Genomic DNA, 20,551 nt, shown 5'->3' with positions numbered 1-20,551 from the left:
GCTCCGTGAGTAATAACATTACATCCACCATCGTAGTCTTCGGGGATATCGGTCGTCAAATCGGCAAAACCCGAAGATCTCTGTAAATCTCTTACATGCAAGAGGAATGCCAATGTCCCACGTGGAAATGCTCGGCCAGTCCCCCCTGGCCTCGGACCGCCAGGCCCGCCCCCTGTCACCGGCTACCCGCGCCGGCGACTTCGTGTTCGTCTCGGGCCAGGTGCCCACGGATGAGCAGGGCCAGGTGATCGTCGGCGGGATCGAGGCCCAGACCCGCCGCGTCTTCGAGCGCGTCAGGGAAGCGCTGGCGCTGGCGGGCTGCACGCTGGCGGACGTGGCGAAGGTCAACGTCTGGCTGGCCGACGCGCGCGATTTCGGCAGCTTCAACCGGGTCTACATGGAATGCTTCGGCGACCACCGGCCGGCCCGCTCGACCGTGGAATCGCGCCTGATGATCGACGCCAAGGTCGAGATCGACGTCACGGCGTATAAACCGCGCTGATGAAGAGAATCGTCGCGGTCGACTGGGGAACGTCGTCGCTGCGCATCGCGCGGCTCGATGCGCAAGGGCGTGCGATCGAGGAGCGCGAGTTCCCGCGCGGCATCCTCACGGTGCCGCCGGGCGGCTTCCCGCAAGCCTTCCACGAGGCCTGCGGCGACTGGATGGCCGATGATGCGCTCGCCCTGGTCTGTGGCATGGCGGGCAGCCAGCAAGGCTGGAAGGAAGCGCCGTATGCACGCTGTCCCGCAGGCCTGGCGGAGATCGCGTCGCAGCTCACGTGGGTCGAGCCGGGCCGCGTCGCGATCGTGCCGGGACTCACGTGCGAGATCGACGGCGCCCCCGACGTGATGCGCGGCGAAGAGACCAAGGCCTTCGGCGTCCTGAAGCTGCTGGGCACCGGCGATGCGCGCATCGTGATGCCCGGCACGCACTGCAAGTGGGCGCGTGCACGGTCCGGCCGCATCGAATCGTTCGCCACCTTCATGACCGGCGAGTTCTACGCCGTGCTCAGGCAGCATTCGATCTTCGCCCGCACGCTGCCGGCCGACGACGGCGTCCTCGACGAGGCTGCGCTGCTGCGCGGCGTCGACCATGCGGCGCGCGCCGGCAACCTGCTGCACGCCGCGTTCAGCGTCCGCACGACCGCCCTGTTCGATCGCATCCCCCAGGCCGCCGCGCCGAGCTACCTGTCGGGCCTGCTGATCGGCGAGGAACTGCGGTCGCAGGACCTGTCGTCCTCGGGCGAGCCGCTCGTGCTCGTCGGCGCCGACAAGCTCACGCGCCGCTACGCCGTGGCGCTGGAGCACCTGAAGGTCCCCTTCCGCACGCTCGGCCAGGAATCGACGTGGCTCGGATTGCATGCGATCGCGCAAACGCTGGAGACGAAATGATGCCCCTCGAAAGACTGCAAGCGGCGATGGCCGGCCTGCCGCTCGTCGCGATCCTGCGCGGCGTCGCGCCCGATGAAGCGCTCGATGTCGGCCAGGCGCTGGCGGATGCGGGCTGGCACATGATCGAGGTGCCGCTCAATTCGCCGCAGCCGCTCGCGAGCATCGCCGCACTCACGGCCGCCTTCCCCCATCAGCTGATCGGTGCGGGCACCGTGCTGCGTCCTGAGCAGGTCCACGACGTGCACAAGGCGGGAGGCAAACTGGTCGTGGCACCGAATTTCAACGCCGAGGTCGTGCGCACGGCGGTGGACCTCGGTATGACTTGCCTGCCGGGCGTCTTCACGCCGACCGAGGCATTCGCCGCGCTCGAGGCGGGCGCGAGCGGCCTCAAGCTCTTCCCCGCCGAAATGATCCCGCCGGCCGCCGTGAAGGCGATGCGCGCCGTGCTGCCCGCATCGACGCTGCTGCTGCCGGTCGGCGGCATCACGGCGGCGAACATGGGCGCCTATGTTGCCGCAGGTGCGAACGGGTTCGGCATCGGCTCGGCGCTGTACACACCGGGCAAGAGTGCCCAGGCCGTGAAGCAGAGCGCGCTCGATTTCAAGTCGGCGTGCGCGGGTACCATCCGCGCATGACGACGACGGCGAACGGCTCCTCCTCATCCATCAGCTTCGGCCTGCGGGGCCGCGTGACGATCGTGACCGGCGGCGCGCAAGGCATCGGCGAAGCCTGCGCGCGGCGCTTCGCGCGCGAAGGCGCACCGGTCGTCATCGCCGATGTCGACGATGCGCGTGGCAAAGCGCTCGCGAAGGAGCTGGGCGGCAGCTACGTGCATTGCGACGTGGGCGACAAGGCCGACGTCGACGCCGTCATCGCCGCGACGCTCAAGGCCCATGGCCGCATCGACGTGCTCGTGAACAACGCGGGCATCTTCAAGGCGGCGGATTTCCTGGACATCACCGAGGACGACTTCGACGCGGTGCTGCGTGTGAACCTGAAAGGCGCTTTCCTCATGGGGCAGGCCGCGGCACGCGTGATGGCCCAGCAAGGCGGCGGCGCGATCGTCAACATGAGTTCGGTCAACGGCGTGCTCGCGATCCCGAACATCGCGAGCTACAACGTCAGCAAGGGCGGCATCAACCAGCTCACGCGAGTGATGGCGCTGGCGCTCGCGGACAAGGGGATCCGCGTGAACGCGGTGGCCCCCGGCACGATCGCGACCGAACTCGCCGCCAGGGCCGTGCTGACCAGCGAGGAAGCCAAGCACCGCATCATGAGCCGCACGCCGATGAAGCGGCTGGGCGAGCCGTCGGAGGTCGCCGACTGCGTGGCTTACCTCGCGAGCGACGCCGCGAGCTATGTCACGGGCGAAATCGTGTACGTGGACGGCGGGCGGATGACGCTGAACTACACCGTGCCGGTGTAGTCCGGGCGATCACTGTTGCGCGGGGGCCTGCACGCCCAGGAACGCGGCGAGCTCGGGTGTGGGCAGCGCCCCCTCGTGGGTCACCACCGCGCCGGTCTGGGCATTCTTCGTGACGATGGAAGGCACCGAGTTGAAGGCGAACTTGTTGAACAGCTCGGTGTTCTTCTTGATGGCGGCGCGCTGCGCGGCGATGTCGCCTTCCGGCTTGATCCCGCCCTTGTGGTCCATCATCGAGGCTTCGTGTTCGTCCATCGTCGCGGCGGGGTCCTTCGCCGCGAGGATCGCCGCCCCCTGGGCTTCGCTGTTGTCGTTGAGCAGCCGGATGGGGATCCACACGAACTTGGCCTGCGACTTGAGCGGCTTGGCCGAGTACCACAGCGCGCTGCAGTGGGGGCACTGCGCGTCGAAGAAGATGTACACCGTGCGCACGCTCATCGTCGAGCCGACCGTGAAGCCCTGGGCTTGCGACTGGATCGCCTCGATGGAGACGCCCTGGGCGCCCGCCTGCGGCGCGGCGGAGCCGGCAGGTGCGTTCCCGGGGGCCGGCGCGGCTTCTTCCTTGCTGCACGCGGAAACGAGGGCAGCCGCGGCCAGCACGGCGGCGGCGAGGAGCGGGGTCTTGTTCATCCCGCAACGATACCAAAGGTCGACGGCCGCTCAGGTGGCGCAGACGCCCGCTGGTCCGGCCACCAGGCTGCGCTGGTTCTTGGCCTGCGCCACTTCCATGTCGCGAGGCAGCGTGACGCCGTTCTTCACCGCGATGATCTCGGCCATGATGCTGACGGCGATTTCGGGCGGCGTCTTGCTTCCGACGTAGATGCCGATGGGCCCGCGCAGCCGCTTCAGGTCGGCTTCGCCCAGCCCGAAGTGCTCGCGCATGCGCTCGTGGCGGGCCGCATTGTTGCGGCGGCTGCCGATCGCGCCCACGTAGAACGCATCCGTCTTCAGCGCCTCGAGCAGCGCCAGGTCGTCGAGCTTGGGGTCGTGCGTGAGCGCGACCACGCAGCTGCGACGATCGGCCTTGAAGGCCGTCACCACGTCGTCGGGCATGTCGGCCAGCACCTTCGCGCCGGCCACGCTCCACGCGCCGCGGTATTCCTCGCGCGGATCGCACACGGTCACCGCAAAGCCGCTGAACAGCGCCATCGTCGCGAGGTATTCGGTGAGCTGGCCGGCGCCGATCAGGAGCATGCGGTATTCGGGGCCGAAGGTGTTCGCCAGGTGCGTTTCGTCGATCTCGAGCTCCTGGGGCGTGCCCGCTTCCTCGAGCGTGACGCTACCGTCCGCGATGCGCGTCACGCGTCGCATCAACCGGCCCGCTTCGAGCGCGGCGACCAGCTGCGCGAGCTGGCCCGCGTCGGGGTCATATTCCAGCAGCAGCTCGAGCGTGCCGCCGCAGGGCAGGCCGAAGCGGTGCGCCTCGTCGGCCGTCACGCCGTATTTGACGAAGCCGGGCGGACCGCTCGGGATCCGGTGGCCCGGTTCCTTGCCCGAATAGGCCTGCGTGAAGCGGTAGATCAGGTCGTCCTCGATGCAGCCGCCCGACACCGAGCCGACCACCGCACCGTCCTCGGCCAACGCCATGATGGAGCCGATGGGCCGCGGCGACGAACCCCAGGTGCGCACCACGGTGGCCAGCAGCGCGCGCTTGCCCGCCGTGCGCCAGTCGCGCAACGTGCGCAGCACCATCACGTCCAGGTTCTCCATCTCGAGCGTCCTTGCAATCAGAATGTGCGGCTGGCATTCACGCCGACGAGCCACGTGCGCCCCGGTGCCGGCTCGAAGAAGCGGCGGTTGCCCTCATTGACGATCACCGAGCCGACGTAGCGCCTGTCCGCCACATTGTCGACCCGCACGAATTCCCGCACGGTCCATCCGGCCCCGGCCTGCGACAGCGACAGCCGGGCGCCGAACACGCCGGCCGCGGGCGCGAAATCGGTGTTGCGGTCGTCGACATACATGCGCCCGGTATAGCGCCACTCCAGCGCGGTTTCCAGCCCCCAGGGCCGGTGCTGCCAGGCAAGCTCGGCAAACGCGCTGGTGCGCGGGATCCCGGGGATGCGGCTGCCGGCCGGCACCACGGCCGTGGGCGCGACGCAAGGCGCCGCCGCGCAGGTCTTGAAGCTGGAGGCATAGCTCGCATCGAGCCAGGTGAGGATCGCGGCCGCCGACCAGCCGGCCCCGAAGCGGCCCGACAGCGACGCTTCGGCGCCCTTGCGGTCGGTCTTGCCGGCGTTCTGGAACGTGCTGCGCCCGCCCGTGTTGCTCAGCACGACGAGCTCGTCAAGCGTGCGCGCCTCGAACACGGCCGCATTCGCCTGCCAGCCGGGCAGCGGCTGGGCTTTCACGCCCACTTCCCATTGGCGGCTGTGCGCGCTGCGCAGGTCGAAGTTCAGGCCGGGCGTGCCGCTGGGCCGGTACGACAGCTCGTTGAAGGTGGGCGTCTCGAAGCCGCGCCCGTAGGCCGCGTAGAAGTTGAGCGTGTCGCTCGCATGCAGGACGGCGCCGAAGGCGGGCGTGGTCGCGCCGTATTGCACCGAGCCGCTGTCGTTGCCGTTCGCGAGGTACCTGTCGTCCGAGCGGAACCGCACCTGCGAATGCCGCAGGCCCGCGCTCAGGCTGACGGGCCCGGTGAACCACAGCGCGTGCAGGTACTGGTCGAAGCTGCGCACGCGGTTATCCTCGTCGCGCCTGAGCGCGCCCGTCACGCCCAGCGTGCTGCCCACGAAGTTCTGGAAGCCGCGGCGATGCTCTTTCAGCTCGTCGGCTGCCAGGCCGCCGGTGACCGTGAACGCGTGATCCAGCAGCCGCATCTTCGCGACCCACTGGGCGTCCAGGCCCCGGTCGTCCCGGTCCAGGTCGATGACGCCACCGGGGTGCGTGGCCGGCGCCTGGGTGGCGACCGGGATCGCCTGGAACTGCTCGGTGCTGCGCGTGCCCGTCCACGTGGCCAGCTTCAGCGAATTCACGGCGCTGATCCGCTGCTCCAGCACCGCGCCCGCCTGCACCTGGTCGACGGACTTGCGCGTGTTGAACTGCAAGGCCGCCGGGCTCGCCTGCCGCGGGTTGGCCTGCGTCTCCGCATGCGTGAGCCCCAATGGGTCCTGCACGTGCGGCATGGACACGCCGTTGAGGAGCACCGTGAGCCGCGTGTCTTCCGAGAAGCGGTAGCGGAACTTGCCGTTGAAGCCGGTTCGCTGCGCCGCGCTGTGATCGCGCCAGCCGTCGGTCTCGAAGCGCATCGCGCTCACGTTGTACTGGAAGGCGCCCTGCTCGCCGCTCACGCGCGCGTTCACGCGGCGCACGTCGTCACTGCCGAATGCGACGCCGGCTTCGGCGACGTTCTCCGGGCCGCCATCCGCCGTGGTGACGCTGATCACGCCGCCCGAGGCGTTGCCGTAGAGCACGGAGAACGGCCCGCGCAACACCTCGATGCGTTGCGCCGACGCCAGGTCGATGTGCGAGACCTGGCCCTGCCCGTCCGGCGCCGTGGCCGGGATGCCATCGACGAACAGGCGCAGCCCGCGCACGCCGAAGGTGGAGCGCGCGCCGAAGCCGCGCGAGGAGATCTGCAGGTCCTGCGCGTAGTTCTGCCGGTTGAGCGCGACGACCCCGGGCACGCGCACCAGCGACTCCGACAGGTTCACCTGCAGCTGCGCGTTGCGCAAGGTGGCGCCGTCGATCACGTCGACCGATGCCGGCGCGTCGAACGCCCGCTGGGCGATCCCCTGCGCCGGCGTGAGCACCACGGTGACGGGCGGAAGCGTGACCTGCTGCGGGTCGGCGTCCTGTGCGCCGGCAGGCGGTGCCGAGCAGGCCGCCGCGGCGAGCAGCGCGAGCCGCCTCATCGCCGTCACGGCTGGATGGTGGTCAGTGCCGTGTCGCGCCATTTGTCCTTGTACCGCGATTTGAGCTTGCGCAGGTCGCGCTCCGACAGACGGGCTCCACCGGAGACGTGCACGCAAGGTCCGCGCGTTGTTCATGGCGGCCCACCGCGCCGCGCGGTGCCGCGCTGCGGGTCGTAGCCCCACAGCGCGGCGGCGAAAAACACCAGCAGGCAGCCGGCCACCACGGCCAGGCTCACGGTCTGCCACTGGCCGTAGATCGCGAAGCGCATCGCTTCCACGGCGTGCGTGAACGGGTTGAAGCGCGCGATGTCGTGCACGATCCAGGCGCCCGACTCCCGCAGCTTCCACAGCGGATAGAGCGCCGTGCTGAGGAAGAACATCGGGAAGATCACGAAGTTCATGGTGCCGGCGAAGTTCTCGAGCTGGCGCACGTACACCGACAGCAGCAGGCCCAGCGCGCCGAGCATCAATGCGGCGAGCAGGAACACCGGCAGCGCGAGCAGCACGTCAGCGACCTTCAGCTCCACGCCGAAGATCCACGCCGCCAGCAGGAAGGCGAGCATCTGCGCGAGCGACAGCACGGCGCCACCCGCGAGCTTGCAGGCCAGGATCCACCAGCGCGGCAGCGGCGCGGTGAGCAGCAGGCGCATCACGCCCATCTCGCGGTCGTACACCATCGCGAGCGAACTCTGCATCCCGTTGAAGAGCGCCACCATGCCCAGGAGGCCAGGCACGAGATAGACCTTGTATTCGATGTACGTCTCGTACGGCGGCGTGATCGCCACCCCGAACACGTTCTGGAAGCCGGCGGCGAACACGAGGAACCACAGGAGCGGCCGCACGAGCGCCGACATCAGCCGCCCCGGCTGCCGGACGAAGCTGCGCAGCTCGCGCCCGGCGACGGCTTTCAGTGCGCGCAGGGCGTGGGCCGGCTTCATGACGGTTTGCACCCCGATTCGGGCGCGTCGAAGCCCAGCGTGTCCAGCGTGCTGCGCGGATGCAGGAAACCGTCCAGTGGCGCGATCTCGGACACGCCGTTGCCGTGCGCGAGCAGCAGCGGCTGGCGCAACTGCCCGTCCCACGCGCGAAACGACAGGCGCTGGCCCTTGTAGCCGTCGAAGGCCAGCGCGCCATGCTTGAGCGCCTGCAGTTGCTGCGCCGCCGTGGCGCGCGGGTTGACAGCCGCCACTTCGATCGCCGCGCGTGCCGCCATCCACGCCGCCCAGTCGTAGCTGCCCATGGTGCGCCCCGCTCGCTTGGCGAAGCGGTGCGTCAGTTGCGGCGCGCCGTGCCGCTCGTAGAACGCGCTCCAGGCCTGCGCGGTCAGGCCGTTGCTGCCCAGCACGGGGCGCGGCAGCACGGGCCGGTAAGGCAGCTCGCGCGCGAACTCGCCGTGCGCATCGAGCACGACCACCGCGTCGTAGTCGCGTTCCGCCGTGAGCAGGCGCACGTTGCCCAGGTCGCGCTCGCGCGGGTCGGCCGAGAGCTTGAAGGCCTTTTGCGCCACCGGCTTGATGCCGAAGCGCTTGGCGCTGCGCTGCCACGCCGCTTCCAGCAGGCGGTCGGCCGGCAGCGGCCCCACCAGCACCAGCGGCCGCGCCCACTTGCGCACGGCGAGCAGTTGCGCGAGCGCGTCGGTCTGCATGGCGTGGCTGGGCAAGGTGTGCAGCAGGTTCGAGGCGCATTGCGCGGCACGCAGCGCGTCTTCCGGCGCGGCGGTGTTGAACAGCAGCACGTCCTTGCCGCGCGCGGCGGTCGCGGCCGCGGTGACGCCGGCCGCAGGTAATTCCAGCACGACGTAGCGCACGCCCTGCTTCAGCAGCTTGTCGAGCGCGGCGGCTACGCCGGCCGCATCGGGCGCTTCGATCGCCACGAGGCGGCCTGCGGGCCAGCCGGCGCCTTGCAGCGTGAAGGCGCTGTCGTCCAGCGCGAGCTGCGCCGCGACTTGCGCGCGACCGCCGGGCGCATCCGGATAGGCCGCCTGCAAGGCCGATGCGGCGTAGCGTTCGTCATCCGCCTGGCTGATCCAGCCCAGCACGAATTCGCGGCCTTGGGCCCGGCTGCTGCCGGCCGCACTCAGTGCGGCGAACATCAGCAACGCGCGGCGCTTCATCAGTCGTCCACCACCACGCTGTGCGGCACGCGCCCCACCCGCAGCGTCTTCACCGCTTTCAGGGTCGTCGTGTCGATGATGGTCAGGTCGTCCGACAGGCCATTGGCCACGTACAGGCGTTGCCCGTCGCGCGACAGTGCCAGTCCCCAGGCGCGCTTGCCCACGAGCACGTAGCCGCGCACCTGCTTCGTGGACACGTCCACCACCGCCACGTGGTTCGCGCGGCCCAGGCCCACATACGCCGTCTTGCCGTCGGGCGACAAGGCCATGCCCACCGGCGTCACGTCTTCCGGCCGCATGCCGGGTGGCAGGAACCGCACCGTCGCCTTCACGCTGTGATCGGCGGTCGAGATGACCGACGCGCTCGCATCCAGTTCGCTGCTCACCCACAGCTCCCCGCCCGCGAGCAGGAACCGCCGCGGCCGCTTGCCCACGGGGATGTTCTTGACCACCTTCTGCGAGGCAACGTCGATCACGTGCACCAGGCTCGCGACTTCGGAGGTGGCGTACACGGTCTTGCCGTCGGCGGAGACCTTCACGCCCTCCGGCTCGCCGCCCACCTTGACCGCGAACGCCTTCTTGTGGGTGGACAGGTCGAAAGCGGTGAGCGACGAATCCTCCTCGTTCGACGCGTACAGCATCCGGCCGTCGGGGGCGAGGTCGAACATCTCCGGGTCCTCGCCGACGTCGAGCTTCTCCACGGGCTTGCCGCTGGCGATGTCCCACACCAGCACGCGATGGTCGTCGCTGCATGCGACCAGCAGGCGCTGGCGGTCGGGCGCGAGCTGCATGTGGCGCGGACGCCGGCACAGCGAGACGACGCCGGTCACTTCCATGCGCGCAGCGTCGATCACCGCCATCGCGTTGTCCTTCTCGGCCGAGACGAACACGCGGCCGGTGTCGCGCGCCATTGCCGCGGCCGCCAGCGTGGCGCCGATCACAACCAGGACTCGCGATCTCGCTCGCATCAGGCAGCTCCGGTGAGTTGAAGGAAGGCGCTTTCCAGCGTCTGGGCCCCGTGGGCGCGGCGCAGCTCCCCGGGCGTGCCGTCGAAGCGGACGCGGCCCCGATGCAGCACGACGACGCGCTGCGCGCGCTCGGCCTCGTCGACCAGGTGCGTGGCCCACAGCACGCCGATGCCCCGCTCCTCGCGCGAGCGCAGCACCTCGGCCAGCAGTTGCGCGCGCGAGGCCGGATCGAGCCCCACTGTCGCTTCGTCCATCAGCAGCAGGCGCGGCTCGTGCAGCAGCGCCCGAATCAACTCCACCTTGCGACGGTTGCCGCCGGACAGCTCGCGCGCGATGCGGCCGGCGATGTCCGCGAGGCCGAACTGCGCAAGCATCGCGGCAATCCGCTCATCCGCCACGTGCCCCGGGATGCCGTGCAAATCGGTGTGGAAGCGCAGGCTCGCGCGCACGCCCAGGTTCAGGTCCAGCGCCGGCTGCTGGAACACCACGCCCAGGCGTGCCAGTGCGGCCACGGGTTCGCGCCGCATGTCGGCGCCCAGGACGTTCACCGAGCCGCCGTCGGCCACGAACAGTCCCGTGAGCAGCTGGAACAGCGTCGTCTTGCCCGCACCATTCGGCCCGAGCAGCGCGACCATCTCGCCGGGCTGCACCTGCAAGGACACGCTGTCCAGCGCCTGCACCCGCCCGTAGCGCTTGGTGACGTCGGTGCAGGCGAGCACGGGCGTCATCGTCATTCGGCTTTCGTGGGCAACAGGCCCAGGCGCGCGAGGAGCTGGCGCTCGCGTTTGACCACCTCCAGGATGAAGCGGGTGTAGTCGGCCGTGTCGAGGTAGGCCGGGTCCTGGTCGTACTTGGCGATCTCCTGCAGGTGCAAGGGATCGAACATGGCGACCTTGAACGCGTCGTGCAGGCGCCGCACGATCGCCGCGTCGGTGCCCGCCGGCACGCCGATGCCGTAGGGCGAGGTGTACACGGCCTGCGGGTGGCCCAGCTCGCGCAGCGTGGGCACGTTGGGCCAGCGCTTGCTGCGCTGCGCATTGAACACCGCCAGCAAGCGGAGCTTCCCGCTCTCCACGTACGGCGCGAAACCCGTGGAGTTCACGCCCACCATCAGGGTGTGGCCCGCCACCGCGAGCATCTGGTCGGCCGTGCCCTTGTACGGGATGTGCAGGTAGCGCACGCCTTCGCGCGACAGGACGTCCTCCATCGCGAGATGTGCCGTGCTGCCGATGCCGGTGGAGCCCACGCTGAGCCGGCCCGGGTTGTCGCGGCCCCAGGCGACGAGGTCGCCGAAGCCCTGGAACGGGCTGTCGGCCGGCACCACGATGCCGAAGGTGACGCCCGAAATCTGGATCACCGGCTGAATGTCGCGCAGCGGGTCCCAATTGACCTTGCGCAGCAGCGGCGCGCGATACAGCGTGATCGGCAGTTGCGCGACCAGGTAGCCGTCGGGTGGGGCCGCATGCATCGCCGGGCCGACCATCGTGCCGGCCGCGCCGGGCCGGTTCTCGATGATCATCGGCTGGCCGAGCTGGCGCGACGCGAGCTCGGCGAGGATGCGCATCGTGATGTCGGTCTGCCCGCCCGCGGGCCAGGGCACGAGCAGCATGATGGGCCGCGAGGGATAAGGACCCGGCGGCTGCGCGCGGCCCAGCGCGGGTGCCAGGGCCGCGCACGCCGCCGCCAATAGCCGGCGCCGCTGGAGGTTGGCGGCGCGCGGCGTGTCCACGTGCGTCCCTTGCGTTCAGCGCGCCAGCATCACCAGCGCGACGATGACGATGAGCGCGAACACGACCCACGCCCACACGGGCAGCGCGCGCTTCTCCTCGACGGGCTGCGCTGTCGCGGCAGCCCCGGCCGCGGCCGCATAGGCCTCGGGATGGCGGCGCTGCATCTCGCCGTCGAAGCGCTTGAAGAAATCCTCGGCCATCGAACGCGCGACGCCGTCGATCAGGCGCTGGCCGACCTGCGCGATCTTGCCGCCCACCTGCGCGCTGGCATCGTAGGCGAGCTCGCAGCCGGCGCCTTTGGGCGTGAGCCTCACTTTCGCGCTGCCCTTGCCGAAGCCCGCGGCGCCGCCCTGGCCGTCGAAGGAGATCGTGCAGCTTTGGGGCGGATTCACGTCCGCGAGCGCCACCTTGCCGTTGAACTTCGCGGCCACCGGGCCGATGCGCAGTGCGAGCGCGGCGGTGTACTGGTTCGGGCCGGTCGTCTCCATGCGCTCGCAGCCGGGGATGCAGGCCTTGAGCACCTGCGGGTCCAGCAGCGCGTCCCAGGCCTGTTGTTGCGTGACCGCGAGCTCGCGGGTGCCTTGCATCTCCATCTTCTTTTCCTTTTCAGTGCCGGAGGGCGGTAACGGCCGCGAGCTGCGCGGCCAGGTCTTCGAGCCGTTCGAGGTTGTGCACGGCGACCATGCGATCGGCGACGCGATGCAGCACCGCCGCGCCGCTGGCCAGTGGCGCGTAGCCGTCGTAACGCAGGAGCGGATTGAGCCACATCAGCCGGCGGCAGTGGCGTTTGAGCCAGGCGAGCTCTTCCTGGAGCGCGGCCGGTTCGCCCGTGTCGAGCCCGTCGCTCACGAGCAGCACCAGCGTGCGGCCGCCGACGAACCGCTTGCTGAACTTCGTGCGCAACTGCGCCAGCGACTCGCCCAGTCGCGTGCCGCCCGCGAAGTCGTCGATCGCCTGCGATGCGGCGGCCAGCATCGCGTCGGTGTCCGCCGCGCGGAAGACCGGCGTGAGGTTCGTCAGGTGCGTGCCGAAGGCGAACACGTCACGCCGGCGCGCGCCGCGCGTGGCCGCGTGAAGGAAGGCGAGCAGCAAGCGTGCGTAGCGTTCCATCGAACCCGAGACGTCCACCAGCACGAGCAGGGGCAATTCCTGTTTCGTGCGCTCGAGCCGATGCAACATCATCAGCTCGCCGCCCGTGCGCACCGCGCGGCGCAGGGTGCCGGCCCAGTGGGCACGGGCGCCGCGCGCGCCCGCCCGGGTGCGGCGCGCGGCGATGCGCGGCGTCGCCAGCGGGACCTCGCGCGCCAGCCGCTCGACCAGCGCGTACTCCTCGCCCGACAGCGCATTGAAGTCCGCATGGCGCAGCCGCTCGGATTCGCTCGCGCTCATCGCGGCGTCGAGTCGCACCTCCCGCTCGTCGGACGCCTTCTTCCCCGCCGGCGGACGTGGCGTCGACAAGGCCTGCGCCACGCGCGGGCGGCGTGTCTTCTGCGCGCGGCCCTCGGTGGAGGGCAGCATCTGCGCGAGCAGTTTGTTCGCCACTTCCGGGTCGCGAAAGAACGCGTCGAACATTTCGCGGAAGACCGCGCGGTCCTGCTCGCGCCCGATCATCACGGTCTCGAGCGCCGCGCCCAGGTCCAGCTTGCGCTCGACGCCCACGAGCCGCACCGCCTGCTGCGCCAGCACGATGCGCGAGCTGTCCACGGGCACGCCGGCGCGGCGCAGCGCGCGCCCGAAGGCCGTCAGGTTGTCGGCGAGCTTGCCGGCCCGCGCGTCGCCGAGCGGGGTGGCGCTCACGTGGATTCCTCCTCCGGCTTGAGCAACTCCGACGCCAGCTCCTGCGTGAGTGCGGCGACATCGTCGCGCTGCTTGAAAAGAATCCCCGCCGTGCCGGTGACGATCTCCGGGTCGAGCTGCAGCGTATCGAGTGCGACGAGCGCACGCGCCCATTCGACGCTTTCGGCGATGCCCGGCGCGCGCTGGAACGCGTTGGCGAACGGCTGGCTGCGCAGTCGCTCGACGAAGCGCGCCACCTGCTGCGACAGCTCCTCGCCCGCCTGCGGCACGCGGGCGCGCACGATCGCGAGTTCGCGCTCGCGGTCGGGGTAATCGACCCAGTGGTACACGCAGCGGCGCTTCACCGCATCGTTGAGTTCGCGTGTGCGATTGCTGGTGAGGATCGTCACGGGCAACACGTTCGCGCGCACCGTGCCGATCTCGGGGATGCTCACCTGGTACTCGCCCAGGTATTCGAGCAGGAAGGCCTCGAAGGGCTCGTCGGCGCGATCCACTTCGTCGATCAGCAGCACCGCCCCGGGTGCCGGCGCCTGCAGCGCCTGCAGCAGCGGACGGCGGATCAGGTAGCGCTCCTGGTAGACCTCGCGCTCCATCTGGTCCGCGGCTTCCTTGCCCTCCACCGCGCGCATGTGCAGCAGCTGCGCGGCGTAGTTCCATTCATAGAGCGCCTCGCGTTGCTCGAGGCCGTCGTAGCACTGCAGGCGGATCAGCTCGCGCGGCAAGGCCACGGCCAGGGCCTTCGCGAGCTCGGTCTTGCCCACGCCCGGCTCGCCTTCGAGCAGCAGCGGCCGCTGCAGCTTCAGCGCGAGAAACACGGCCGTGGCCAGGCGCCGGTCGGCGAAGTAGCCCGCCTGCGCTAGCGCGGATTCGAGGGCGTCGATGGTGTCGATCACTACCCCAGTGCTTTCGCCACCGCCCGCTGCGCCATCACGCTCACCAGGTTGGCGCGGTAGGCGGCGCTGGCGTGGATGTCACTCGCCAGTTCGGCCGCGTCGATCTTCACCGAAGCGGCCGATTCCGGCGTGAAGCTCTTCGTCAGCGCCTGCTCCAGCCCGGTGTGCCGGTACACGCCGTTGCCGCCGCCCGTCACCGCGACGCGCACGCCGCTGCCGGTGTCCGCGACGAAGACGCCGATCAGCGCGAAGCGCGACGCCGGGTGCTTGAATTTCATGTAGGCCGCGCGCTTCGGCGCCGGGAAGGTCACGCTGGTGATCAGCTCGCCCTCCTGCAGCGCCGTCGTGAAGAGGCCCTGGAAGAAGTCGTCGGCCGCGATCTTGCGGCTGGTGGTGTTCACGGTCGCGTTGAGCGCGAGCACCGCCGCGGGGTAATCGGCCGCCGGGTCGTTGTTGGCGATCGAGCCGCCGAGCGTGCCCATGGCACGCACCTGGCGGTCGCCGATGCCGCCCGCGAGCTCGGCCAGGGCCGGGATCTGCGCCTTGACGTCGGCACTGGACGCGACGTCGGCATGCCGCGTCATCGCGCCTATCTTCAGGCCGTTGCCCTCGCGCGCGATGCCTGCAAGGTCGGGGATCGCGCCGAGGTCGATCAGCTGGTCGGGGTTGGCCAGCCGCAGCTTCAGCGACGCGACCAGCGACTGCCCGCCCGCCAGCAGCTTGACGTTGGCCTTGCCGGCGAGCTTCGTGGCGTCGGCCACGGTGGAAGGACGTTCGAAGGTGAATGCATACATGGTGGGTCTCCTTCGTTCGGGTCAGGCGTGCGCCGCCTGGATGGCTTCCCACACGCGCGCGGGCGAAGCCGGCATGTCGAGGTCCTTCACGCCGAGCGGTCGCAAGGCGTCCAGCACGGAGTTGATCACCGCCGGGGGCGAGCCGATCGCGCCCGCCTCGCCGCAGCCCTTGGTGCCCAGCGGGTTGTGCGTGCACGGCGTGCACACCGTGTCGAGCTTGAAGCTGGGGATGTCGTCGGCGCGCGGCATGGCGTAGTCCATGTACGAGCCGCTGAGCAGCTGCCCGCTCTCCTTGTCGTACACGCAGTTCTCCAGCAGCGCCTGGCCGATGCCCTGCACCAGCCCGCCGTGCACCTGGCCCTCGACGATCAGCGGGTTGATGATGGTGCCGAAGTCGTCCACCGCGGTGAAGCGGTCGATGCGCACCACGCCCGTGGCGGGATCGACCTCCGTCTCGCAGATGTAGGTGCCGGCCGGGAAGGTGAAGTTCGTCGGGTCGTAGAAAGCGGTTTCGTTCAGGCCGGGCTCCAGCTTGTCGAGCGGGTAGTTGTGCGGCACGTAGGCCGTCAGCGCCACCTGCGCGAACGGGATCTTCTTGTCCGTGCCGACGACACGGAACTCGCCGTTGCTGAACTCGATGTCGTTCGCGCCCGCTTCCATCAGGTGCGCCGCGATCTTCTTGGCCTTGGCCTCGATCTTGTCCAGCGCCTTCATGATGGCCGCACCGCCCACGCTGATCGAGCGCGAGCCGTAAGTGCCCATGCCGAAGGGCACCCGCCCGGTGTCGCCGTGCACCACCGAGACGTTCTCGATCGGGATGCCCAGCCGCGCCGCGACGACCTGCGCGAACGTGGTCTCGTGGCCCTGGCCATGGCTGTGCGAGCCGGTGAACACCGTCACGCTGCCGGTCGGGTGCACGCGGATCTCGCCGCATTCGAACAGGCCGGCCCGCGCACCGAGTGCACCGGCGATGTTCGACGGCGCGATGCCGCAGGCCTCGATGTAACTCGAGTAGCCGATGCCGCGCTTCAGGCCCTTGGCTTCGGTCGCCTTCTTGCGTGCCTCGAATCCGGCGACGTCGGCCAGCTGCTTGGCCTTCTCCATCGTTGCCACGTAATCACCCGTGTCGTACTGCAGCGCCACCGGCGTCTGGTACGGGAACTGGGTGATGAAGTTGCGCCGCCGGATCTCGTCCTGGCCGACGCCCAGCTCCCACGCGCAGCGCGTGACCAGGCGCTCGAGCAGGTACGTCGCTTCGGGACGACCTGCGCCGCGGTACGCATCGACCGGCGCGGTGTTGGTGAACCACGCGTCCACCTCCACGTGGATCTGGGGCGTCGTGTACTGGCCCGCAAGCAGCGTCGCATACAGGATCGTCGGCACCGCGGTGGAGAAGGTCGACAGGTAGGCGCCGAGGTTCGCGTCGGTATGCACGCGCAGCGCGAGGAACTTGCCCGTCGCGTCCATCGCCATCTCGGCCGCGGTCGCGTGGTCGCGGCCGTGCGCGTCGGACAGGAAAGCCTCGCTGCGGTCGGCCGTCCACTTGATCGCGCAATTGAGCTGCTTCGCGGCCCACGTGAGCGCCACGTCCTCGGCGTACAGGAATATCTTCGAGCCGAAGCCGCCGCCCACGTCGGGCGCGATCACGCGCACCTTGTGCTCCGGCAGGCCGAGCACGAAGGCCGTCATCAGCAGGCGCTCGACGTGCGGGTTCTGGTTGGCGACGTACAGCGTGTACTCGTCGCTCGCACGGTTGTAGGCGCCGATCGCGGCGCGCGGCTCCATGGCGTTCGGGATCAGCCGGTTGTTCGTGATCTCGATCCGGGTGACGTGCGCGGCACCGGCGAACACGGCATCGACCTGCGCCTTGTCGCCGATGGCCCACTTGTAGCAGCGGTTGTCGGGCGCGGCGTCGTGCAGCGCCGGGCCCTTGCCCTGGGCCGCGTCACGCACGTCCACCACCGCCGGCAGCACGTCGTAATCGACCTCCACCGCCTCGGCCGCATCGCGTGCCTGCTGGAGCGTGTCGGCCACCACCATCGCGACGTGATCGCCGACGTAGCGCACCTTGTCCTGCGCGAGCACCGGATGCGGCGGCTCCTTCATCGGCTGGCCGTCGGTGCTGGTGATCAGCCAGCCGCAGGGCAGGCCGTTGACCTTGCCTTGCATGTCCGCGCCGGTGAAGACGCGCGCCACGCCGGGCATGCCCGAAGCACGCTTCGTATCGACCGAGCGGATCTTCGCGTGCGCGTGCGGCGAACGGACGAACACGGCGTAGCGCTGGTTGGGCAGGTTGATGTCGTCGGTGTACTGGCCGGCGCCGGTGAGGAAGCGCGCGTCCTCGACACGCCGCACGGCTTCGCCGATGTGCGGCAGCTTCGCGAAATCGGATGCACCCATGATGCGTCCCCTTTCAGGCCGTGGCCTTCATGGCGGCAGCCCCTTGCTGCACCGCCTTGACGATGTTCTGGTAGCCGGTGCAGCGGCAGATGTTGCCGTCGAGCTGCTCGCGGATCTGCGCTTCGCTCGCGTCGGGCTGGCGCTTGCACAGGTCCAGCGCGCTCATCACCATGCCGGGCGTGCAGAAGCCGCATTGCAGGCCGTGGCACTCCTTGAAGGCGGCCTGCATCGGGTGCAGCGTGCCGTCGGCGGCAGCGATGCCTTCGATGGTGGTGATCTCCGCGCCCGGGTGCTGCGCGGCCAGCGTGTTGCACGACTTCACGGCGCGTCCATTGATGAGCACCGTGCAGGCGCCGCATTGCGCGGTGTCGCATCCCACGTGCGTGCCGGTGAGGCGCAGGTCCTCGCGCAACGCCTGCACCAGCAGCGTGTTCGGTGCGACGTCGACGCTCGCCTGCTTGCCGTTGATCTTGAACTGGACAAGCATGGTGTCTCCTTGGGTTGCCGGGCGGCCATTGTTGAACCGGGCCTTGGTGCAAACCCTAGGCGAAACCCTAGGTCCTTGTCCCGCGGTTGCGAAATTCTCAAAATGGAACAACAGGGTGCGCGAGCTCTGCCGCACACTCACCGCCGTGACCATGCTTGCGACCGACAGCCAGGCCCGACTCGCGCAGATCGCACGCGTGCGCACGGCCGTGCTGCGCGAAGGAAGAGCTGCCGTCGCGCCGCAATGGGACGGCGCGTGGATCGAGCAATCGTGGCGGCGCTGCCTGGAGCAGGACCTCGCGCCCGACCAGGAGGTCGCCTTCGACCTAGTGCCCGAGCAGGCGCTGCGTCGCCTGCACGAAGTCCATCACGTCTTCCTCGGCGCCGCGCGGCCGGTACTCGAGCGCCTCTCGCGCGCACTCGCGAGCACCGGCTACTTCGCGATCCTCACCAACGAAGCCGGTGTGGTGGTCGATGCGCACGGGCCGATCGACAGGCGCGATCGCCGCGCCCAGCTGATCACGCGCGTCGGCGTGGACCTGTCGGAACGCTCCGTGGGCACGACGGCCATCGGCGCGGCGCTGTCCGAACTGCACCCCGTGTGGCTGCACCGCGGCGAGCATTTCTTCGAGCAGACGGGTTGCTACAGCTGCGCGGGCGCGCCGATCTTCGCGCCCGATGGCGGTTGCGCCGGCATGCTCGACCTCACGGGCATCGACGCCATCGAGCGCACGGAGCTCAAGCACCTGGCGGCCCAGGCCGCGCGCAGCATCGAGAACGCGCTGGCCCTGGCCATGCCGCACCGCCTGCTGCTGCGCCTGAACTGGCCGGGCCGGCCCTTCGGCAGCGACGAGGACGGCTTGCTCGTGCTCGACGAGGACGGCTGGGTGCTGGGCAGCAACTCGAGCGCGCGCGAGCTGATTCCCTCGCTGCGTGCGCCGGGCTCGCGGCCGCATTGCAGCGAGCTGTTCGCGACCCGCTGGCAGCCGCTGTTCGACGAAGCGGCGCGGGCGCAGCCGCGACCGGTGGAAATGCCGCTGTGGTCCGGCCTGCGGCTCGCCGTGCTGCCCGTGGCGCGCGGCGATGGCGAAGCCGTCGCGCTGCGCGACGTGGAGATCTCGCTGATCCGCCAGGCCGTCGCGAATGCGCGCGGCAACGTCGCCGCCGCGGCGAAGTCACTGGGTATCAGCCGGGCGACGGTGTACCGCAAGCTCGCGCGCAAGCACTGATCACGAGCGTGCCGGCAGCGGCGCGATCTTCGATGCCGGCGGCGGCGTCCGCGCGGCGTTCATCACCATGCCGAGGAAAGCGTAATACCCGCAGATTCCGATGAGGTCCACGGTGCCCGGCTCGCCGAATGCGGCGACCGCGCGCGACCAGGTCGCATCGCTCACCTGCTTCCTGCGATGCAGCTCGGTGCAGAAATCGAACACGATGGCCTCGTCCGCGGCGAGCGACGGCGGACGCTCGCCGAGCGCGATACTCGCGACGGTGTCGGAGGCGATGCCTTCGCGCACCGCGATCGGCGCGTGGATCGCCCATTCGACCTGCTGGTCCCAGTGCCTCGCCGTGATGAGGATCGCGAGTTCCGACAGGCGCAGCCCGATCGCACTGCGGTAGCGCAGGTACTCGCCCATGCGCTGGCTGTGCGCGAGCAGCTCGGGGCTGCGCAGCAGCGGGATGAAGGGCTCGATCAGCGCGCCGCGCGGACCGTCGATGATGGCCTGGGCCTCGCGTCGCTGCTCGGGCGTCCACGACTGTGGCGGGATCGGCGGCAGGCGATCGGGATTCACGCGCGCCTCAGATGCCCTTGGACGACGGGTTGGCGAAGGCGTCGCGCGTGTCGGCGTTCAGCGGGTAATTGATGTTGATGCCCTTGGGCGGGATCGGCGACATGAACCACTTGTCGTAGAGCCTTTCCATCTCGCCCGACTTCATCATCCCGGTGACCACGCGGTCGACCAGCGCCTTGAACTGCGGATCGTCCTTGCGGAACATGAGCGACTGGTTCTCGGTGCGCAGGCTCTCGCCGACGATGGCGAAATCCTTCGGGTTCCTGGAGTTCGCAATCAGCCCGGCGAGCAGGATGTCGTCGAGCACGAAGGCCGAGGCGCGGCCCGAGTCGAGCATCAGGAACGAGTCCGTGTGGTCCTTGCCGCTCAGGTTCGTCGCATCGATGCTCTGGCCCTTCTCCTGCTGCTTGAGCAGGCGGTAGGACGTCGTGCCGGCGGTGGTGACGATGGTCTTGCCGTTCAGGTCGGAGATGCTGCGGATGCCCGAGTTCGCCTTGACGGCCATGCGCACGTTGTAGCGGAAGATGTCCGGCGAGAACGCGACCTGCTTCTGGCGTTCCACCAGGTTCGTCGTCGAGCCGCATTCGATGTCCACCGTGCCGTTGGCCACCAGCGGAATGCGGTTCTGCGAGGTCACCGACACGTAATTCACGTCCAGCTTCGTGAGCTTCAGCTCGGTCTTGATCGCCTCGATGATCCTGTTGCAGATGTCGATGCTGTAGCCCATGGGCGGCGAGGAACCCTCGGTGTACGAGAAGCCGAAGGAAGCTTCGCGATGGCCGATGGTGATCGCCCCGGTCTGCCTGATCTTCTGCAGGGTAGTGACGTCCTCGGCGCGCGCAGACGGGCCGAACAGGGCGGCAGCGGCCAGGAAAGCCGCGAGCAGGCGGTGGATGTGCATGGTCTCCTCC

The 20,551-nt window shown here is 69.5% G+C and carries 21 protein-coding genes; 5 read left to right on the top strand and 16 right to left on the bottom strand.

Annotation, left to right across the window (positions count from 1 at the left end; genetic code table 11):
- Positions 1-112 precede the first annotated feature (112 nt).
- Genes AC3EF3_RS04850 through AC3EF3_RS04835 form a run of 4 tightly spaced genes read left to right on the top strand, consistent with a single transcriptional unit; the run spans position 113 to position 2,818 of the window.
- Positions 113-502: a RidA family protein gene (locus tag AC3EF3_RS04850; protein WP_488531022.1), complete on the top strand. Its 390-nt coding sequence runs from the start codon at positions 113-115 to the stop codon at positions 500-502.
- The gene (locus AC3EF3_RS04845) at positions 502-1,392 is read left to right on the top strand and encodes a 2-dehydro-3-deoxygalactonokinase (protein WP_488531021.1); all 891 of its coding nucleotides are present in this window, start codon (positions 502-504) and stop codon (positions 1,390-1,392) included. The genes AC3EF3_RS04850 and AC3EF3_RS04845 overlap by 1 nt, the downstream gene beginning before the upstream one ends.
- Positions 1,389-2,027 (top strand): 2-dehydro-3-deoxy-6-phosphogalactonate aldolase, encoded by a 639-nt coding sequence (locus AC3EF3_RS04840; RefSeq protein WP_488531020.1) that lies wholly within the window; start codon positions 1,389-1,391, stop codon positions 2,025-2,027. The genes AC3EF3_RS04845 and AC3EF3_RS04840 overlap by 4 nt, the downstream gene beginning before the upstream one ends.
- On the top strand, positions 2,024-2,818 hold the full coding sequence (locus tag AC3EF3_RS04835) for an SDR family NAD(P)-dependent oxidoreductase (protein WP_488531019.1): 795 nt from the start codon (positions 2,024-2,026) through the stop codon (positions 2,816-2,818). The genes AC3EF3_RS04840 and AC3EF3_RS04835 overlap by 4 nt, the downstream gene beginning before the upstream one ends.
- 9 nt (positions 2,819-2,827) lie before the next feature.
- Here the strand turns inward: AC3EF3_RS04835 and AC3EF3_RS04830 are convergent, their stop codons facing one another.
- The 14 genes from AC3EF3_RS04830 to AC3EF3_RS04765 all read right to left on the bottom strand — a co-directional run bounded on the left by AC3EF3_RS04830 (position 2,828) and on the right by AC3EF3_RS04765 (position 17,848).
- Entirely contained in the window at positions 2,828-3,445 is a 618-nt protein-coding gene (locus AC3EF3_RS04830; protein ID WP_488531018.1) for a thioredoxin fold domain-containing protein, read from the bottom strand.
- A gap of 30 nt (positions 3,446-3,475) precedes the next feature.
- A complete protein-coding gene (locus tag AC3EF3_RS04825; RefSeq protein WP_488531017.1) occupies positions 3,476-4,525 on the bottom strand; it encodes an XdhC family protein in 1,050 nt (349 codons plus the stop codon).
- Between the two features lie 17 nt (positions 4,526-4,542).
- The gene (locus AC3EF3_RS04820; RefSeq protein ID WP_488533737.1) at positions 4,543-6,666 is read right to left on the bottom strand and encodes a TonB-dependent receptor family protein; all 2,124 of its coding nucleotides are present in this window, start codon (positions 6,664-6,666) and stop codon (positions 4,543-4,545) included.
- 131 nt (positions 6,667-6,797) lie between these two features.
- Entirely contained in the window at positions 6,798-7,604 is an 807-nt protein-coding gene (locus tag AC3EF3_RS04815) for an ABC transporter permease (RefSeq protein ID WP_488531016.1), read from the bottom strand.
- The gene (locus AC3EF3_RS04810) at positions 7,601-8,779 is read right to left on the bottom strand and encodes a type 1 periplasmic-binding domain-containing protein (RefSeq protein ID WP_488531015.1); all 1,179 of its coding nucleotides are present in this window, start codon (positions 8,777-8,779) and stop codon (positions 7,601-7,603) included. The genes AC3EF3_RS04815 and AC3EF3_RS04810 overlap by 4 nt, the downstream gene beginning before the upstream one ends.
- Positions 8,779-9,747, bottom strand: coding sequence for a PQQ-dependent catabolism-associated beta-propeller protein (locus AC3EF3_RS04805; RefSeq protein WP_488531014.1), 969 nt, complete (start codon positions 9,745-9,747; stop codon positions 8,779-8,781). The genes AC3EF3_RS04810 and AC3EF3_RS04805 overlap by 1 nt, the downstream gene beginning before the upstream one ends.
- Positions 9,747-10,481, bottom strand: coding sequence for an ABC transporter ATP-binding protein (locus AC3EF3_RS04800; protein WP_488531013.1), 735 nt, complete (start codon positions 10,479-10,481; stop codon positions 9,747-9,749). Before AC3EF3_RS04800 ends, AC3EF3_RS04805 begins: the two co-directional genes overlap by 1 nt.
- Complete coding sequence (locus AC3EF3_RS04795) at positions 10,478-11,476, bottom strand: tripartite tricarboxylate transporter substrate binding protein (protein ID WP_488531012.1); 999 nt, start codon at positions 11,474-11,476, stop codon at positions 10,478-10,480. The genes AC3EF3_RS04800 and AC3EF3_RS04795 overlap by 4 nt, the downstream gene beginning before the upstream one ends.
- 15 nt (positions 11,477-11,491) lie before the next feature.
- Positions 11,492-12,070 carry an SRPBCC family protein gene (locus tag AC3EF3_RS04790; RefSeq protein ID WP_488531011.1) on the bottom strand — a complete coding sequence of 193 codons (579 nt, stop codon included), beginning with the start codon at positions 12,068-12,070 and terminating at the stop codon, positions 11,492-11,494.
- 13 nt (positions 12,071-12,083) lie between these two features.
- A complete protein-coding gene (locus AC3EF3_RS04785) occupies positions 12,084-13,274 on the bottom strand; it encodes a vWA domain-containing protein (RefSeq protein ID WP_488531010.1) in 1,191 nt (396 codons plus the stop codon).
- Positions 13,271-14,167, bottom strand: coding sequence for an AAA family ATPase (locus AC3EF3_RS04780; protein ID WP_488531009.1), 897 nt, complete (start codon positions 14,165-14,167; stop codon positions 13,271-13,273). Before AC3EF3_RS04780 ends, AC3EF3_RS04785 begins: the two co-directional genes overlap by 4 nt.
- Complete coding sequence (locus AC3EF3_RS04775; protein ID WP_488531008.1) at positions 14,167-14,961, bottom strand: FAD binding domain-containing protein; 795 nt, start codon at positions 14,959-14,961, stop codon at positions 14,167-14,169. The genes AC3EF3_RS04780 and AC3EF3_RS04775 overlap by 1 nt, the downstream gene beginning before the upstream one ends.
- 21 nt (positions 14,962-14,982) lie before the next feature.
- Complete coding sequence (locus AC3EF3_RS04770) at positions 14,983-17,361, bottom strand: xanthine dehydrogenase family protein molybdopterin-binding subunit (protein ID WP_488531007.1); 2,379 nt, start codon at positions 17,359-17,361, stop codon at positions 14,983-14,985.
- Between the two features lie 13 nt (positions 17,362-17,374).
- Complete coding sequence (locus AC3EF3_RS04765; RefSeq protein ID WP_488531006.1) at positions 17,375-17,848, bottom strand: (2Fe-2S)-binding protein; 474 nt, start codon at positions 17,846-17,848, stop codon at positions 17,375-17,377.
- A 151-nt stretch (positions 17,849-17,999) separates the two neighbouring features.
- Between AC3EF3_RS04765 and AC3EF3_RS04760 the strand changes: the two genes are divergently transcribed.
- Positions 18,000-19,076, top strand: coding sequence for a helix-turn-helix domain-containing protein (locus AC3EF3_RS04760; protein ID WP_488533736.1), 1,077 nt, complete (start codon positions 18,000-18,002; stop codon positions 19,074-19,076).
- Here the strand turns inward: AC3EF3_RS04760 and AC3EF3_RS04755 are convergent, their stop codons facing one another.
- A complete protein-coding gene (locus tag AC3EF3_RS04755) occupies positions 19,077-19,640 on the bottom strand; it encodes a carboxymuconolactone decarboxylase family protein (RefSeq protein WP_488531005.1) in 564 nt (187 codons plus the stop codon). It abuts the gene before it with no gap.
- Between the two features lie 7 nt (positions 19,641-19,647).
- Complete coding sequence (locus AC3EF3_RS04750; RefSeq protein ID WP_488531004.1) at positions 19,648-20,541, bottom strand: amino acid ABC transporter substrate-binding protein; 894 nt, start codon at positions 20,539-20,541, stop codon at positions 19,648-19,650.
- Positions 20,542-20,551: the final 10 nt, after the last annotated feature.

Source organism: Ramlibacter sp. GS1-15, from assembly GCF_057785015.1.
This window is presented reverse-complemented; position numbering and strand designations above follow the sequence as displayed.

Coding starts and splice junctions, on each gene's coding strand:
- AC3EF3_RS04765 (WP_488531006.1), bottom strand. CDS start 17,848: ATGCTTGTCCAGTTCAAGATCAACGGCAAGCAGGCGAGCGTCGACGTC.
- AC3EF3_RS04850 (WP_488531022.1), top strand. CDS start 113: ATGTCCCACGTGGAAATGCTCGGCCAGTCCCCCCTGGCCTCGGACCGC.
- AC3EF3_RS04790 (WP_488531011.1), bottom strand. CDS start 12,070: ATGGAGATGCAAGGCACCCGCGAGCTCGCGGTCACGCAACAACAGGCC.
- AC3EF3_RS04845 (WP_488531021.1), top strand. CDS start 502: ATGAAGAGAATCGTCGCGGTCGACTGGGGAACGTCGTCGCTGCGCATC.
- AC3EF3_RS04805 (WP_488531014.1), bottom strand. CDS start 9,747: ATGCGAGCGAGATCGCGAGTCCTGGTTGTGATCGGCGCCACGCTGGCG.
- AC3EF3_RS04830 (WP_488531018.1), bottom strand. CDS start 3,445: ATGAACAAGACCCCGCTCCTCGCCGCCGCCGTGCTGGCCGCGGCTGCC.
- AC3EF3_RS04770 (WP_488531007.1), bottom strand. CDS start 17,361: ATGGGTGCATCCGATTTCGCGAAGCTGCCGCACATCGGCGAAGCCGTG.
- AC3EF3_RS04840 (WP_488531020.1), top strand. CDS start 1,389: ATGATGCCCCTCGAAAGACTGCAAGCGGCGATGGCCGGCCTGCCGCTC.
- AC3EF3_RS04810 (WP_488531015.1), bottom strand. CDS start 8,779: ATGAAGCGCCGCGCGTTGCTGATGTTCGCCGCACTGAGTGCGGCCGGC.
- AC3EF3_RS04825 (WP_488531017.1), bottom strand. CDS start 4,525: ATGGAGAACCTGGACGTGATGGTGCTGCGCACGTTGCGCGACTGGCGC.
- AC3EF3_RS04815 (WP_488531016.1), bottom strand. CDS start 7,604: ATGAAGCCGGCCCACGCCCTGCGCGCACTGAAAGCCGTCGCCGGGCGC.
- AC3EF3_RS04775 (WP_488531008.1), bottom strand. CDS start 14,961: ATGTATGCATTCACCTTCGAACGTCCTTCCACCGTGGCCGACGCCACG.
- AC3EF3_RS04820 (WP_488533737.1), bottom strand. CDS start 6,666: ATGAGGCGGCTCGCGCTGCTCGCCGCGGCGGCCTGCTCGGCACCGCCT.
- AC3EF3_RS04760 (WP_488533736.1), top strand. CDS start 18,000: ATGCTTGCGACCGACAGCCAGGCCCGACTCGCGCAGATCGCACGCGTG.
- AC3EF3_RS04750 (WP_488531004.1), bottom strand. CDS start 20,541: ATGCACATCCACCGCCTGCTCGCGGCTTTCCTGGCCGCTGCCGCCCTG.
- AC3EF3_RS04800 (WP_488531013.1), bottom strand. CDS start 10,481: ATGACGATGACGCCCGTGCTCGCCTGCACCGACGTCACCAAGCGCTAC.
- AC3EF3_RS04835 (WP_488531019.1), top strand. CDS start 2,024: ATGACGACGACGGCGAACGGCTCCTCCTCATCCATCAGCTTCGGCCTG.